7 protein-coding genes are annotated in these 13,384 nt (G+C 66.2%); all 7 read right to left on the bottom strand.

Going from position 1 to position 13,384, the window contains the following annotated elements; translation table 11 throughout:
* Nucleotides 1–2: 2 nt before the first annotated feature.
* Nucleotides 3–1,412, bottom strand: coding sequence for a sugar porter family MFS transporter (locus ACVOLI_RS02990; RefSeq protein WP_481533463.1), 1,410 nt, complete (start codon nt 1,410–1,412; stop codon nt 3–5).
* Nucleotides 1,413–1,453: 41 nt separating this feature from the next.
* Entirely contained in the window at nt 1,454–2,788 is a 1,335-nt protein-coding gene (gene xylA / locus ACVOLI_RS02985) for a xylose isomerase (protein ID WP_282267440.1), read from the bottom strand.
* 38 nt (nt 2,789–2,826) lie between these two features.
* Nucleotides 2,827–4,320, bottom strand: a complete 1,494-nt coding sequence (xylB, locus tag ACVOLI_RS02980) for a xylulokinase (RefSeq protein ID WP_481533462.1) — start codon at nt 4,318–4,320, stop codon at nt 2,827–2,829.
* A gap of 28 nt (nt 4,321–4,348) precedes the next feature.
* Nucleotides 4,349–6,730: a glycoside hydrolase family 95 protein gene (locus ACVOLI_RS02975; protein WP_481533478.1), complete on the bottom strand. Its 2,382-nt coding sequence runs from the start codon at nt 6,728–6,730 to the stop codon at nt 4,349–4,351.
* Nucleotides 6,731–6,827: 97 nt separating this feature from the next.
* A complete protein-coding gene (locus ACVOLI_RS02970) occupies nt 6,828–9,695 on the bottom strand; it encodes a TIM-barrel domain-containing protein (protein WP_481533461.1) in 2,868 nt (955 codons plus the stop codon).
* Between the two features lie 55 nt (nt 9,696–9,750).
* Nucleotides 9,751–11,442 (bottom strand): DUF5597 domain-containing protein, encoded by a 1,692-nt coding sequence (locus ACVOLI_RS02965; RefSeq protein ID WP_481533460.1) that lies wholly within the window; start codon nt 11,440–11,442, stop codon nt 9,751–9,753.
* A 38-nt stretch (nt 11,443–11,480) separates the two neighbouring features.
* Nucleotides 11,481–13,382 carry a sialate O-acetylesterase gene (locus ACVOLI_RS02960; RefSeq protein ID WP_481533477.1) on the bottom strand — a complete coding sequence of 634 codons (1,902 nt, stop codon included), beginning with the start codon at nt 13,380–13,382 and terminating at the stop codon, nt 11,481–11,483.
* Nucleotides 13,383–13,384 lie beyond the last annotated feature (2 nt).

Genomic DNA, 13,384 nt, shown 5'->3' with positions numbered 1-13,384 from the left:
CCTCAACCCTCCATCTGCTCGAGCGAACGACCCTTGGTCTCACGCACGAACTTGATAACAAAGAACACCGAGATCACCGCCGACACCAGGTAGATGCTGTACGTCGATGCCAGACCAATGCCGGCCAGCAGCATCGGGAAGGTCACCGTGACGATGAAGTTCGCCGTCCACTGCGCCGCACCGGCAACCGCCAGCGCCGAGCCACGGATCTGGTTGGGGAACATCTCGCCCAGCATCACCCACATCACCGGGCCCCAGGACACGTTGAAAAACACCACGTATGCATTGGCCGCGACCAGCGCCAGCGTGCCCATGTGGCCGGGCAGCTGCAGGTGGCCTTCCACCATCGAACCGCTGGCGAAGGCGTAGACCACCAGTCCCAGCGATACCGCCATGCCACTGGAACCGATCCACAGCAGCGGCTTGCGACCGATCTTGTCGATCAACAACACGGTGACGATGCAGGCACCGATGCTGAGCGCGCCGGACAACACATTGATCAGCAACGCATCGCTCTCGGAGAAGCCCACCGCCTGCCACAGCACCGCGCCGTAATAGAACACCACGTTGATGCCTACCAGCTGCTGGAACACCGCAAGGCCAATGCCCACCCAGACGATCGGGCGGATCTTGCGGGTGGCCTTGTCGACCAGATCCGACAACTGCGGGCGGTGGTGGTCCTGCGACAACGACGCGTCGATCTCGCCCAGCGTGGCCTGCGCCTGCTCGGCACCGAACAGACGGGTCAGCACGGCCAGTGCTTCGTCCTTGCGGCGTTTGACCACCAGGAAGCGCGGGCTTTCCGGGATGAACAGCAACAGCAGCAGGAACAGCAGCGACGGGATCGCCTGCATCCAGAACATCCAGCGCCATGCGGCCTGGCCGGCCCACAGCGGCTCGGTCGAGGCGCCAGCGGCCTTGGCCAGCAGGTAGTTGCTGAGGAAGGCGATGAACAGGCCGGAGATGATCGCGATCTGCTGCACCGTGGCCAGCCGACCGCGGTAACGCGCCGGTGCAACCTCGGCGATATAGGCCGGCGACATCACGCTGGCCGCACCCACCGCGAACCCACCGACCACGCGCGCGGCGATGAACACCAGCGAGCTGTGCGCACCGCCGGCACCCAAGGCCGACAGCAGGAACAGCACCGCCGAGATGATCAACACCGAGCGTCGGCCCAGCCGATCGGCAAGACGGCCGGCGAAGAACGCGCCGATCGCACAGCCCAGCAGCATCGAGGCCACTTCAAAGCCCAGCTGCGCCTCGGTGGAGCCAAAGGCCTGCTTCAGGCCATCGACGGTGCCGTTGATCACGCCACTGTCGAAGCCGAACAGGAACCCGCCTATCGTCGCCACCACGCTGATCAATACGATCAGCGCGGTGTTTTCCTTGTTTGCTGCTGACTGCCCCATCCCCTCACCCTCTCTGTCTGGTTATGTCGTCGGCCTGGTGCTCAGCGCAGCAGGTACTGGTTGAGCAGGTTCTCGTAGCGCTCCTGCTTGCCGCTGGCCTGCACCGGTTCGCCGTTGCCGGCCGCGAGCTTGGCCAGGTCGGCCAGGCCCAGCTTGCCGCTGGCGAAGTCCTTGCCGGCGCCGGCATCGAAGCTGGCGTAACGCTGTGCGCGCCACTGTTCCCACGGCGAATCATTGAGCAGGCCGTGGGCCACTTCCAGACCGCGTGCGAACGCATCCATGCCACCGATGTGGGCAATGAACAGGTCTTCCATGTCGGTGGATTCGCGGCGCGGCTTGGCGTCGAAGTTCAGGCCGCCGACCAGGCCGCCCTGGCGCAGCACCACCAGCATCGCGCCGACGGTGTCGTACAGGTCGGTCGGGAACTGGTCGGTGTCCCAGCCGTTCTGCGCGTTGCCACGGTTGGCATCGATGCTGCCGAGCAGGCCGTGATCGGAGGCGACCTGCAGGTCGTGCTCGAAGGTGTGGCCGGACAGCGTGGCGTGGTTGGCCTCGATGTTGAGCATGAAGTCGTCCTGCAGGCCATTGGCCTTGAGGAAGCCGGCGACGGTTGCCGAGTCGAAATCGTACTGGTGCTTCATCGGCTCCATTGGCTTGGGTTCGATGAAGAACTTGCCGGTGAAGCCGATGCTACGGCCGTAGTCGCGCGCGGCGCTAAGGAAGCGTGCGAAATGCTCGAGCTCGCGCTTCATGTTGGTGTTGTGCAGGCTGGCATACCCTTCGCGGCCACCCCAGAACACGAAGTGCTCGCCACCCAGTTCAACCGTGGCTTCCAGCGCAGCCTTGACCTGCACCGCGGCGCGGCTGACCACGTTGAAATCCGGGTTGGTCGCCGCGCCGTTCATGTAACGCGGGTGCGAGAACAGGTTGGCGGTGCCCCACAGCAGCTTGGTGCCGGTGGCCTGCTGGCGTTGCTTGGCCAGCGCCACCACGTGCTTGAGATTCTTTTCGTAGGTACCGATGTCATCGGCGTCCGGCGCCATGTCGACGTCGTGGAAGCAGTAGTAAGGCACACCGAGCTTGGTGAAGAACTCGAACGCCGCATCGACCTTGGCCTCGGCGGTGGCCATGGCATCGCCTTTCTCCCACGGGAAGCGGCGCGTGCCCGGGCCGAACGGATCGGCACCGGCGTTGCAGAAGGTGTGCCAGTAGCAGGCAGCGAAGCGCAGGTGCTCGCGCATGCTCTTGCCACCGACCAGCTTGTCCGCGTCATAGACCTTGAACGCCAAGGGGTTGTCCGAGTCGCGACCCTCGAACGGGATCTGGCCGATGCCGGGGAAATACTCGGTGGCGCCGATGAAGGGCTGCTTGCTCATGGTGCGAATTCCTGTGTCGACAAACTACGGGGAAAGAATCAACCGCGGTACAGCGGCATGACGGCGTGCAGGTGTTGCAGGTAGCGCTGGTAGGCCAGCGCATAGGCCGCGCTGCGCGCGCCGTCGGGCGTGGCAGTGGCTGCGGCATCGGGGGTTACATGGGTGGCCGCGAGTGTGGCCAGGGATGCGTCGTTGCCGGCGCTGCGCTGCAATGCCCACAGCGCCTGCAGGGCGGCACCGAATGCGGCGCCCTCGGACTGCTGCGGCACTTCCACCGGCAGGCCGAACACATCGGCGACCATCTGCCGCCAGGCAGCGCTGTTGCTGCCGCCACCGGTCAGCACGATGCGGTCGAAGCGCATGCCGGCGCCGACGAAGGCGTCAAAGCCGTACTTCAGTGCATAGGTCGCCCCCTCCATCGCCGCGCGGTAGAAGTGCGAGGGGTTCATGGTGGTGGCGTCCAGGCCAGCCAGCACGCCCTTGCCCAGCGGCAAGTCGGGGGTGCGCTCGCCATTGAGGAAGGGCAGCATCACCAGCCCATCTGCGCCCGGCGTGGCCGCATTGATGTGCGCATCGCCGTCGCGGCTGCTGAAGCCGAACATGCGCGCCACCTGCTCGGTGACCACGGTGCAGTTCATCGTGCAGATCAGCGGCAACCAACCGCCGCTGGACGAACAGAACGCCGCCCATGCGCCACCGGCATCCACCACCGGCACATCGGAGCTGGCGAACAAGGTACCCGACGTGCCCAGGCTCATCGCCAGCTTGCCCGGCGCAACGCAGCCGGTGCCGATCGCGGCCATCATGTTGTCACCGCCGCCTGCGCCAACCTTCACCGTGGCCGGCAAGCCCAGGCGTGCTGCAGCTCCGGGCGCGATATCGAACAGGGCATCGGCGTCCACCAGCGGCGGCAGGCAGGCAGCGAGATCGCGGTTGGCGTCGGTCGCCTTCAGCAGTTCTGGCGACCACTGGCGCGTGCGCACATCCAACCAGCCGGTGCCCGAGGCATCGCCGTGCTCGCAGTAGTACTGGCCGGTCAGCACGAAGTTCAGGTAGTCGTGCGGCAGCAGGATATGCGCCAGCTTCGCGTAGGCATCCGGCCGGTGTTTGGCCGTCCATGGCAGCTTGGAGGCGGTGTAGCCGGCAAGGATGGGGTTGCCGGCCAGTTCGATGCAGCGCTGCGCGCCGCCGGCCGCGTCCATGATCCGTGCGCATTCGGCGCTGCTGCTGGTGTCGCACCACAGCTTGGCCGGCGCCAGCACCTTGCCGTCCGCATCCAACGCGACGAAGCCATGCTGCTGGCCCGACACCGCCAGCGCCTGCACCTGCTGGCGCAGCTGCGGGTCGATGCGGGCGAAGCAATCCTCCATCGCCGCGACCCACGCTGCCGGATCCTGCTCGCGGCTGCCGTCATCGGCACTGTGCAGCTGCAGTGGTGCGCTGGCCGTGGCCAGCAACTGCCGTTGTGCGGCGTCGTAGACCACGACTTTCAGGCTCTGCGTGCCCGCGTCGATACCGGCGACGATGCTCATGCCGCGCACCAACGGGAAGCAAGGTGACTCATGCAAGACTCCATTGACCGTCGTGCAGCTGCGCGGTGATGCGCTGGCCGGCACGCAGGTCCAGTTTCAGTTCGTGGGTTTGGTAAACGAGGTTGAAGGCGCCGCCGCGTTCGGCCAGCAGGCTGACCTGCTGCAGGCTGCCAGCGCTCCACTGCAGGTCGAGCACGCCGGCATTGCGCACACGCACGCCCTGCAAGGTGCCCTGCGCCAGTTCGGCCGGCAGCGCAGGCAGCAGGAACACCGCCCCGCCCCAGCTCTGCACCAGCATCTCGACGATGCCGGCGGCGCCACCGAAATTGCCGTCTATCTGGAACGGCGGATGTGCGTCGAACAGGTTTGGATAGCTGCGCTGCGGTGCCAGCAGCAGGCGCAGGATCTGCAGGCAACGCTGGCCTTCGCCCAGCCGCGCCCACAGGTTCAGGCGCCAGGCGATGCCCCAGCCGGTCGCTTCGTCACCGCGCAGTTCCAGGGTGCGGCGTGCGGCGGCGCTGAGCTCGGGACTGTCGCGGCGGTTGATCTGGCTGGACGGGTGCAGGCCGTACAGATGCGAGACGTGGCGATGGTGCAGTTCCGGCGCCTGCATGTCCCAATCCTGCTGCCACTCCATCAATTGGCCGGCGCGGCCGACCCGGTTCGGCGGCAGCTGCGCACGCAGCGTGTCCAGTTGTGCGGCGAAGGCGTGATCGGTATCGAGCAGGCGAGCGGCTTCGATGCATTGGCCAAACAGGTCGCGCAGCAGCTGCGCATCCATCGTCGGCCCGGCGCAGATCGCCGCGCCGTGCGGATGCTGGTTCTCCGGCGAGATCGACGGCACCGTGACCTGGTGGCCGGTGTTCGGATCGCGCTGCAGGCTGTTGACGAAGAACAGCGCCGCGCCCTTGAACAGCGGCCAGACCTGGCGCAGGTAAGCCGGGTCGCGGCCATAGTCCCAGCGGTCCCACAGCTGTTGCAGCAGCCACGCGCCGCCAGTCGGCCACAGTGCCCACTGCGCGCCATCGGGCGGCGTACTGACGCGCCACAGGTCGGTGTTGTTGTGCACCACCCAGCCATCGACGCCGTACATCTGCTGCGCGGTGAGCGCGCCGCTGCGGGCCAGTTCGCCGATCATCCGCTGCAAGGGCTCCACGCATTCGGGCAAGGCCGCCGCTTCGGCCGGCCAGTAGTTCATCTGCGTGTTGATGTTGAGCGTGTACTTGCTCTCCCACGGCGGGTCCATCAGATCGTTCCAGATGCCCTGCAGGTTGGCCGGCTGGGTGCCGGGACGCGAGCTGCAGATCAACAGGTAACGGGCATAGGCGTGGTACAGCGCGACCAGTGCCGGATCATCACCGCTGGCAAAAGCCGCGATGCGTTCGTCGGTAGGCTTGTCGGCGGCGCCAGTGCGGCCCAGGTCCAGGCGCATGCGCCGGTACAGGCGCTGGTGTTCGGCCAGGTGATCGGCGCGCAGCTGCGCGGCGCTTCTGCCTGCGGCCTTGGACAACTGTGCGGCTGTGATCGCTTCCGGATCGCCGCCGACGTCATCGAAGGCGCGGTAGCTGGTAGCGGCGACCAGGCGCAGTTCCAGCTCACGCACGCCGTCGAAGGCGATGTGATCGGTGTTGATGCGCAGCTTGCCGCCAACATGGCGCACCTGCACACGGAACGCAAAACGCAGCGTGCCGGGCACACCGTCGCGCGACACGTTGTGGCCGCTGACCAGCCAACCATCGTCGGTGGCCGTCGTACTGGTTGCGTGCTCGTTGGCGGTGCGGATGAAACCGCCCATCGGCTCACCGTCTTCCACGGTGTAGCGCAACACCAGGCATTGATCGACCGGCGAGATGAACACCTCACGGCGATGCAGGCCGGCACCGGCGCGGAACGTGGTGCAGGCAATGGCCGCATCCAGATCCAGCTCGCGGCGGTAATCGCTGATGCCTTCCAGGCGATGGAACTCCAGCCACAGGTTGCCCATCGGCTGGTACGGCATCTGTTTGACCGGCCGCGAGATCAGCGTCTCGTTGGCCAGTGCCTCGGCGGCGGCATAGTCACCGGCGAAGACCAGCTCACGCACGCGCTGCACGCTGTCGCGCGCACGCGGGTTGACCGCGCTGTACGGGCCACCGGCGTAGAGCGTGTCTTCATTGAGTTGCAGGCGCTCGTTGGCGACGCCACCGAACACCATTGCACCAAGCCGGCCATTGCCCAGCGGCAAGGCCTCCACCCAGCTGCGCGCCGGCTGCCGGTACCACAGCAGGTCGGCGGCCGACGCCGCGGCTTCCGACGTCGCCGCCTGCAGCACGCCGGCCAGCGGCAGGTTGCCGACGGCCAACGCGGCCGCCGCGCCCTTGAACAGCGCACGGCGGCCGGGCTGTGCCAGCCCGGCGCTTTCAGTGGTCATCCCGACGACCGGGACAGGACCGTTTGCAGCGTTCATTCCGGCCCTCCCAGACTCAAATGTCCACCGGTTTCCATAATGCCGAACTTGGCTGTCGCTGTCAGCGGGCAGCCGGACGGGTGATGGCCTGCGCCTTTCCGTCGTAACGCACCACCACATCGGCCTTGGGCTCCAGCGTGCCGATGCCGTCACGCGGGCCATCGACCCAGCGCACGCGCAGTTCGCGCTTGTCCTGCATGCCCGGGTAACTGCCCTCGCGCGCACCGATGCTCAGCACGCCCTTGGCCTGGTCCCACTGCAGCGCGATGCGGCTGGACTGGCCACGCTCGTAGCCGTAGTTGCGGCCGTTGTCCTCGTACAGCGAGAAGCTGCCGTCGGCACCGGTATAGACCTCGATGGTGACCGGCGCGTTCGGCTGCTCGTCGACGTACTGCTGGACCACGGTGCGCGGCACGATGGAGCCGGCACGCACGAACAGCGGGCTGCGCTCCAGCGGCGCGGCGGCGGTGATGGTCTGGCCACCGGCATGACGCTCGCCGGTGTTGAAGTCGATCCAGCTGGTGCCGGCCGGCAGGTAGACCTGGCGGCTGGTGGCCTTGAACTCGGTCACCGGCGCAACCAGGAAGGCCGGGCCGAACAGGTACTGGTCGGCGATGTCACGCACCTTGGGGTCGGCCGGGAAGTCCATCGCCATCGCGCGCAGGATGGTGCCGTCCTTCTGCCAGGTATCACCGGCGAGGGTGTAGATGTAAGGCAGCAGCGTGTAACGCAGCTTCAGGTAGTGGACGAAGCTGTTGTAGTGCGCCGAGCCTTCCGGGGCGATTTCCCAGATCTCGCGGTACGGGAACTGGCCGTGCAGGCGGAACACCGGCACGAAGGCGCCGTACTGGAACCAGCGCAGGCTCATCTCGCGCCACTCCGGCAGGTGCGCCGGGTCCTTGTCGATGAAGCGCTGCTCAGGCGAGAAGCCTCCGATGTCGAAGCTGACGTTCGGCGCACCGGCCATCGAGGCATTGACCAGGCCGGAGATCTGCTCACGCATGTCGTCCCAGCGCGGCACGATGTCACCGCTCCAGAACGCCGCACCGGCGCGCTGCTGGCCGGCGAAGTAGGCACGCGAGAGGATGAACACGCGCTTGTCCGGATCGACCTCGCGCGAGCCTTCGTACACGCCTTCGGAATGCACCAGCGGATAGGCGTTGAAGTACTCCACCGAGGAACCGATCGCGGTCGGTGTGGTGCGTGCCTTGCGCTCACCGATGTCGATGTTGCTGTGCAGGTCCGGCTCGGAGGCGTCCAGCCACCAGGCGTCGATGCCACGGCTGTTGAGCTTCTCGTTGACCTGCCGCCAAAAGATATCGCGGCCCTTCTGCGAGTACGGGTCGTAGAAGGAATTCAGGTAGCCCTTGCCGATCCAGTCCAGCTCGCCGACTTCGACGTTGCGGTGGTACATGGCACCGGCGGCGTCCAGTTCCTTGTAGTTGGCGGTGGTCGGGTAGAACTTCGGCCACACCGAAATCATGATCTGCGCGTTCTGGTCGTGCACGTGCTTGATCATGCCGGTCGGGTCCGGGAAGTTCTTGCTGTCGAAGTCGTGCGAGCCCCAGGCGTCTTCCGGCCAGTACGACCAGTCGAGCACGATGGCGTCGATCGGCAGCTTGCGACGGCGGTACTCGTCCAGCGCACCGGTCAGCTCGTCCTGGGTCTTGTAGCGCTCACGGCTCTGCCAGAAGCCATACGACCACTTCGGCAGCAGCACGGCCTTGCCGGTCAGTTCGCGGTAGCCGGCGATCAGTTCGTCGGCATTGCTGCCGGCAACCACGTAGTAGTCGATCATCTGCCCGGCTTCGGACCAGATCGAAAGATCATTGGCCTCGGCGGCGGGCAGCGGGTCGCGATGCAGCAGCGCGATATAGGCCGGATCGATCGCGTCCCATTCCACCTTCACCTGGTGCTTCTGGCCCGGCTGCAGGTCAAGCGCGAACTCGTGGTGCCACGGGTTCCAGTTCTGCCGCCAGCGGTCGATCACCAGCTTGCCGTCGATGTAGACCTTGGCGTACTCGCTGTTGTACATCGAGAACGTGTGGCGGCCGCCCTGCTTGGCTTCGATGGCGCCTTCCCACACCACCTGGGTACGGCCGCCCTGGGCCTTGTTCCAGCCCTCGGCAGGCAGCGCCTTCAGGTCCTTGATGTACTGGTAGTTGATCTCGTTCTCGCGCCGCACCACACGCTGCTGGCCATCGAACGAATAGGTCGCGGTGAATGCACCCGGCTTGCCCTGCGCGTCATAGACCACCAGGTCTTCCTGCAGCGGTCGCAGGCCCTTGGGATCGCCGTAACGGGTGATCGAGTTGTTGTCCCACAGGATGCCGTAGTTGCGGCTGGAGATCAGGTAGGGAATGGCGTTGTCGATGTTGTGCTGGAGCAGTTCGACATCGCGGCCCTTGAGGTTCATCCAGCCCTGCTGGTGCAGGCCGGTGCCGTACAGCGCTTCGCCTTCGACCGAATCGAAGCGCTGGCGCACGCTGTACATCGGCTTGCCTTCCACCTGCCCGGCGCTGAAATCACGCGTTGCGGCCGACTCAGCCAGCAGCGGCTTGCCGGCGGCATCGAAGAAGCTGACGCGGCCATCGGCCAGTGCTACCTGCGCGGAGATACCCGCGGCCTTCAGGGTCACGGCGCTGGCGTCCTGACTGAGTTCGAATGCCGGCACCGGCGCGCTGTTGGCCACCCGCATCAGGCTCGGGCTGCGCTGGAAATCACCATCCACGTCCGCGCTGACGCGCACGATGCGGTCGTCCACCAACTGCAGGCGCACATCGGCGGCCTTGGCATTGGCCGGGCGCACGATCACGCCATCGGCCTGGCGCTCCACGGTCTGTGCCGATGCGGCCAGCGGCGCCATCGCGGCGGCCACGGCCAGTGCCAGCAGGCTGGTGCGCAGCCGCGCGTGCTTGTTCTGCAACATCATTGGATCTCCCTCCGTTGGGGCGCCTGGCTGGCGCCTTGCTGTATGCGACTGTTCAGTACGTGGCCAGCTTCACCCGCAGCAACTGCGGTGCGCTGGAGAAATTGAGGCCGTAATCGGTCTGGTCACCGTTCCAGCGGCGGCGGAACGTCCACTCGCCGTCGACATAGGTGCCTTCATCCACCGAGTGATAGATCTGCCGCTCGGCCACCGCCGGATCGGCCGCCACCAGGCTGATGCGCGCGTGCGCACCGGTGACCAGGAATTCATCCGCTGCCAGCTGCACCACCAGCGCCCGGCCAATCGGCTCGGGGTTGCCCGGCGGCTCACCCTGGAACCAGAACTGCGGCACGCCATAGGTGATGACCGCGTTCCACTTGTCGTCGATCTTCAGGATCTGCACGGCCTGCCCTGGCTGCTCGGCGGTGGCGCGCACCTTGCCCTCGAAACTGGCCTTGGCGATCACCCCGGCAGCCGGCGCCACCAGCCGATAGTTCAACGCGAACGGCTCCAGCGTCTCCGGGTTCATGGCCCGTGCGCCGAGTGGATAGTTGGAGTACTTGGAGTAGTCGATGCCGAACGGCGACCAGCCGATGGCCTGGTGGCCCAACGCGGAGAAGAAGTAACGCGCGTACTCCTCGCGGTTGCCGGTCTCGGCAACGAACAGCGGATTGTCGGCGCGCGAATAGCGCTCCAGCACCGTGGTGTACATCGTGTACTCGGGCATGTAGATGTCCGGTGCCAGCAGGTCGATGTTCGGCGCTGCTGCCTTGTACACGTCCAGCACGTTGTCGGTGGGGCCACCGCTGGCGTACTGCCCGGGCTGGCCCGGGTTGAACGGGCCGCGCAATGCTGCATTGACCAGCATCGGCAGGTTGTACTCGGCCTTGCCGGCAGCAGCCACTTGGTCAATGAAGTGGGCGATATGCCAGGCATGGAAGAACTCGTCGGCATCGGCACCGAACACGTCACGCCACGTCCCCGGCTGCTTGCCCAGCTTCTTCAGCAAGGCCTCGGGTACGGCTGCATCGAAATCCTTCTGCGCAAGCGGCGAGAAGTCACGCACGCTGCCATAGGTGCCCGGCTCGTTCTGCGGCTGCACCATGATCACGGTGTGCTGCGGGTCCTTGGCCTTGAGGTGACGCATCAGCTGAACGAAGGCCTTGCGGTCGGCCTCCAGGGTTGCCGGTGCATGCGGCGACAACGAGTTGAGGGTGCGGCCATCGGCGGTGATCACGCGCGGGAAGCGCTGGTTGTCCAGCTTCACCCACTCCGGCGCGTAGTTCGGGCCGTTGTTCTTCCAGGTGGCGAACCACAGCAGTATCAACCGCACTTTCTTTTCGCGGGCCTGCTCCAGCAGGGTATCGACGAAGGCGAAATCGAACTCGCCCTCCTTGGCTTCCACCTGTTCCCAGCCTACCGGCACCATCACCGTATTCGGCTTGACGATGTCGATGGCCGGCCATACGTCGTCCAGCGCCTGCGGGTAGTTGCTGGAGTTGTTGACCTGCGCGCCAAGGATCAGGAACGGTTTGCCATCGACGAACAAGGCATGGCGACCATTCTCGGTGACCACGCGCGGCAGGTCCGCTGCAGTGGCCGCGGCCGCGGCTGCAGCCTTGGCTTCGCCACCTAGCGCAGCGGGTGCGTCCGGGTTGGCGCTGCCACAGGCAGCCAACAGCAATGCCATCGCGGTTGCGAGCAGGCCACCGGTGACCGGCGCGGAACGTCGGGATGTCAGCTTCATGGTCGTTTCCTTTTGCTTCATGCAGGTAGTCCGCACGCTCATGGCCCGGTGCGGAAAGGCGACGCCGGCAAGCCGGTGGCACCTGTCAGGTTGGCGCCCTGCGCGGTATCGCTCCAGCCATAGCGCGCGGCCACCGGCGCCTGCACTGCGCTGCTCTGCAGGATCACCCGGTTACCATCGATGCGGGCCTGCGCACGATGGAAATGCCCATCACTGCCGGCAACCTCAAAGCCCTTCAGTTCACCGCCACCGCCTACCTGCAACGGCGCAGCGCCCGCGTCGAAACGCAGCACCACGCTGCTGCCCTGCACGTCATGGCCGACATGGCTCGGGCCGGATGCAACGACCGCGCTGTCGCCATAAACCAACTTCCCTGCGGCGAGCGCCAGGCGATCGCCAACGGTGCGCTTGTTGCGCGGGTGGATGTCGTGCACATCGCCAACGTCGGTGATCACCACCTGGGCGGTGGCTGGCAGCGCCAGTGTCGTGCCCTGCGATTCACGCAGCAGGGCCCACGGGCTGTCGATGGCGACATCGTCGGCATCGCGCTTGTCCGCACCGGACGAGAACGGCGCCAGCTGCACCCACAGGAACGGCAGCGCAGGTGCCTTCCACTGTGCGCGCCATTGCGTGATCAACGCCGGGAACTGCTGCCGGTACTTCTGCGCCTGCGGCAAGGTATTGGCGTTGGATTCGCCCTGGTACCAGAGCACGCCACGCACGCCGTAATCCTGCAGTGGATGGATCATCGCGTTGTACAACAGGGTTGGATGCTGGTTCTTGTCGTCCACCAGCGCGACCTGCGCGCTCTCGACACGGAAGCTCCAGCCATCCAGCGCACGCGCGGCCGCGCCCTGCGGCTGCACGAACACTTCGCTGGCCTCGCCGTGGATGCCGCCACCGCCGCCGAAGTCCTGCACGCGCACCGCGACATGGTTGAGCCCGGCGTGCAATGCGGACGCGGGCACGCTGTAGCGACGCGCCAGGTTGTACTGCAGCTTGGTTTCGCCGACCTGCTGGCCGTTGACCCAAGTGGTATCGCTGTCGTCGATGCGGCCAACGCCCAGGGTCACGCCCTTGGCAGCTTCATCGGCGCTGAGGCGGAAGCTGGCGCGGTACCAGGCAACGCCGTCCATGCCATTCCAGCCCTGGCTTTCCCACAAGCCGGGGACAGTAATTGTGGTCCACTGCGCCGCATCGACATCAGCCTCATGCCAGTGGCTGGCATCGGCCGGCAGCTGCGGCCAGCGCGCAAGGTTGGCGCGGGTTACCTGCAGCGCCTTGGTGTCGGCCTCGCGCAGCGCAGCCGCCTGCGCGGCCAGCGCGGCGCTGTCCAGGCCCTGCGTTGCTGCATCACTCCAGGCTTCGATGGTGCTGCCGCCCCAGGTGCTGTCGATGATGCCGACCGCAACACCAGTGCGCGCACGCAGCTGTTGCGCGAAGTAATACGCTACTGCCGAAAAGTCGCCGGCGGTACGCGGCGTTGCCTGCCGCCAGTCGCCGCCATTGAGCTGCCACTGCGGTGCGCCGGCCCACGACTTGGGAATTTTGAAATGGCGGATCAGGGGATCATCGGCAGCGGCGATCGCCGCCTCGGCGCCATCGGTCTGGGCCAGTGGCCATTCCATGTTGGACTGGCCCGAGGCCAGCCACACTTCACCGACGTAGACGTCACGCAACTGCTTTGGCGCAGCCTTGTCGTCGATGCTCAGCACATACGGGCCGCCAGCCGGCAACGCGGCCAACTGCGCGCGCCAGTTGCCGTCGGCAGCGGCCTTCACCGTCACCTGCCTGCCCGCGAAATCGATGCGTACCTGTGCACCCGGTGCAGCCTTGCCCCATACGGGCAAGGGCTGGTCACGCTGCAGCACCATGCCGTCGGCGAACACACGCGGCAGCTCCACTGCCTGTGCACTGCTGGCAAGCGCTGCCAGGCCCATCA

The sequence above is a fragment of the Stenotrophomonas sp. STEN029 genome (genome assembly GCF_056760015.1).
Note: the sequence above shows the minus strand (reverse complement) of the source record. Positions and strands in the feature narration are given on the sequence as shown.

What these genes read in the sequence shown, in the direction of transcription:
- ACVOLI_RS02990 (WP_481533463.1), bottom strand. Translation starts at nt 1,412, where the DNA reads ATGGGGCAGTCAGCAGCAAACAAGGAAAACACCGCGCTGATCGTATTG.
- xylA (WP_282267440.1), bottom strand. Translation starts at nt 2,788, where the DNA reads ATGAGCAAGCAGCCCTTCATCGGCGCCACCGAGTATTTCCCCGGCATC.
- xylB (WP_481533462.1), bottom strand. Translation starts at nt 4,320, where the DNA reads ATGAGCATCGTCGCCGGTATCGACGCGGGCACGCAGAGCCTGAAAGTC.
- ACVOLI_RS02975 (WP_481533478.1), bottom strand. Translation starts at nt 6,730, where the DNA reads ATGACCACTGAAAGCGCCGGGCTGGCACAGCCCGGCCGCCGTGCGCTG.
- ACVOLI_RS02970 (WP_481533461.1), bottom strand. Translation starts at nt 9,695, where the DNA reads ATGTTGCAGAACAAGCACGCGCGGCTGCGCACCAGCCTGCTGGCACTG.
- ACVOLI_RS02965 (WP_481533460.1), bottom strand. Translation starts at nt 11,442, where the DNA reads ATGAAGCTGACATCCCGACGTTCCGCGCCGGTCACCGGTGGCCTGCTC.
- ACVOLI_RS02960 (WP_481533477.1), bottom strand. Translation starts at nt 13,382, where the DNA reads ATGGGCCTGGCAGCGCTTGCCAGCAGTGCACAGGCAGTGGAGCTGCCG.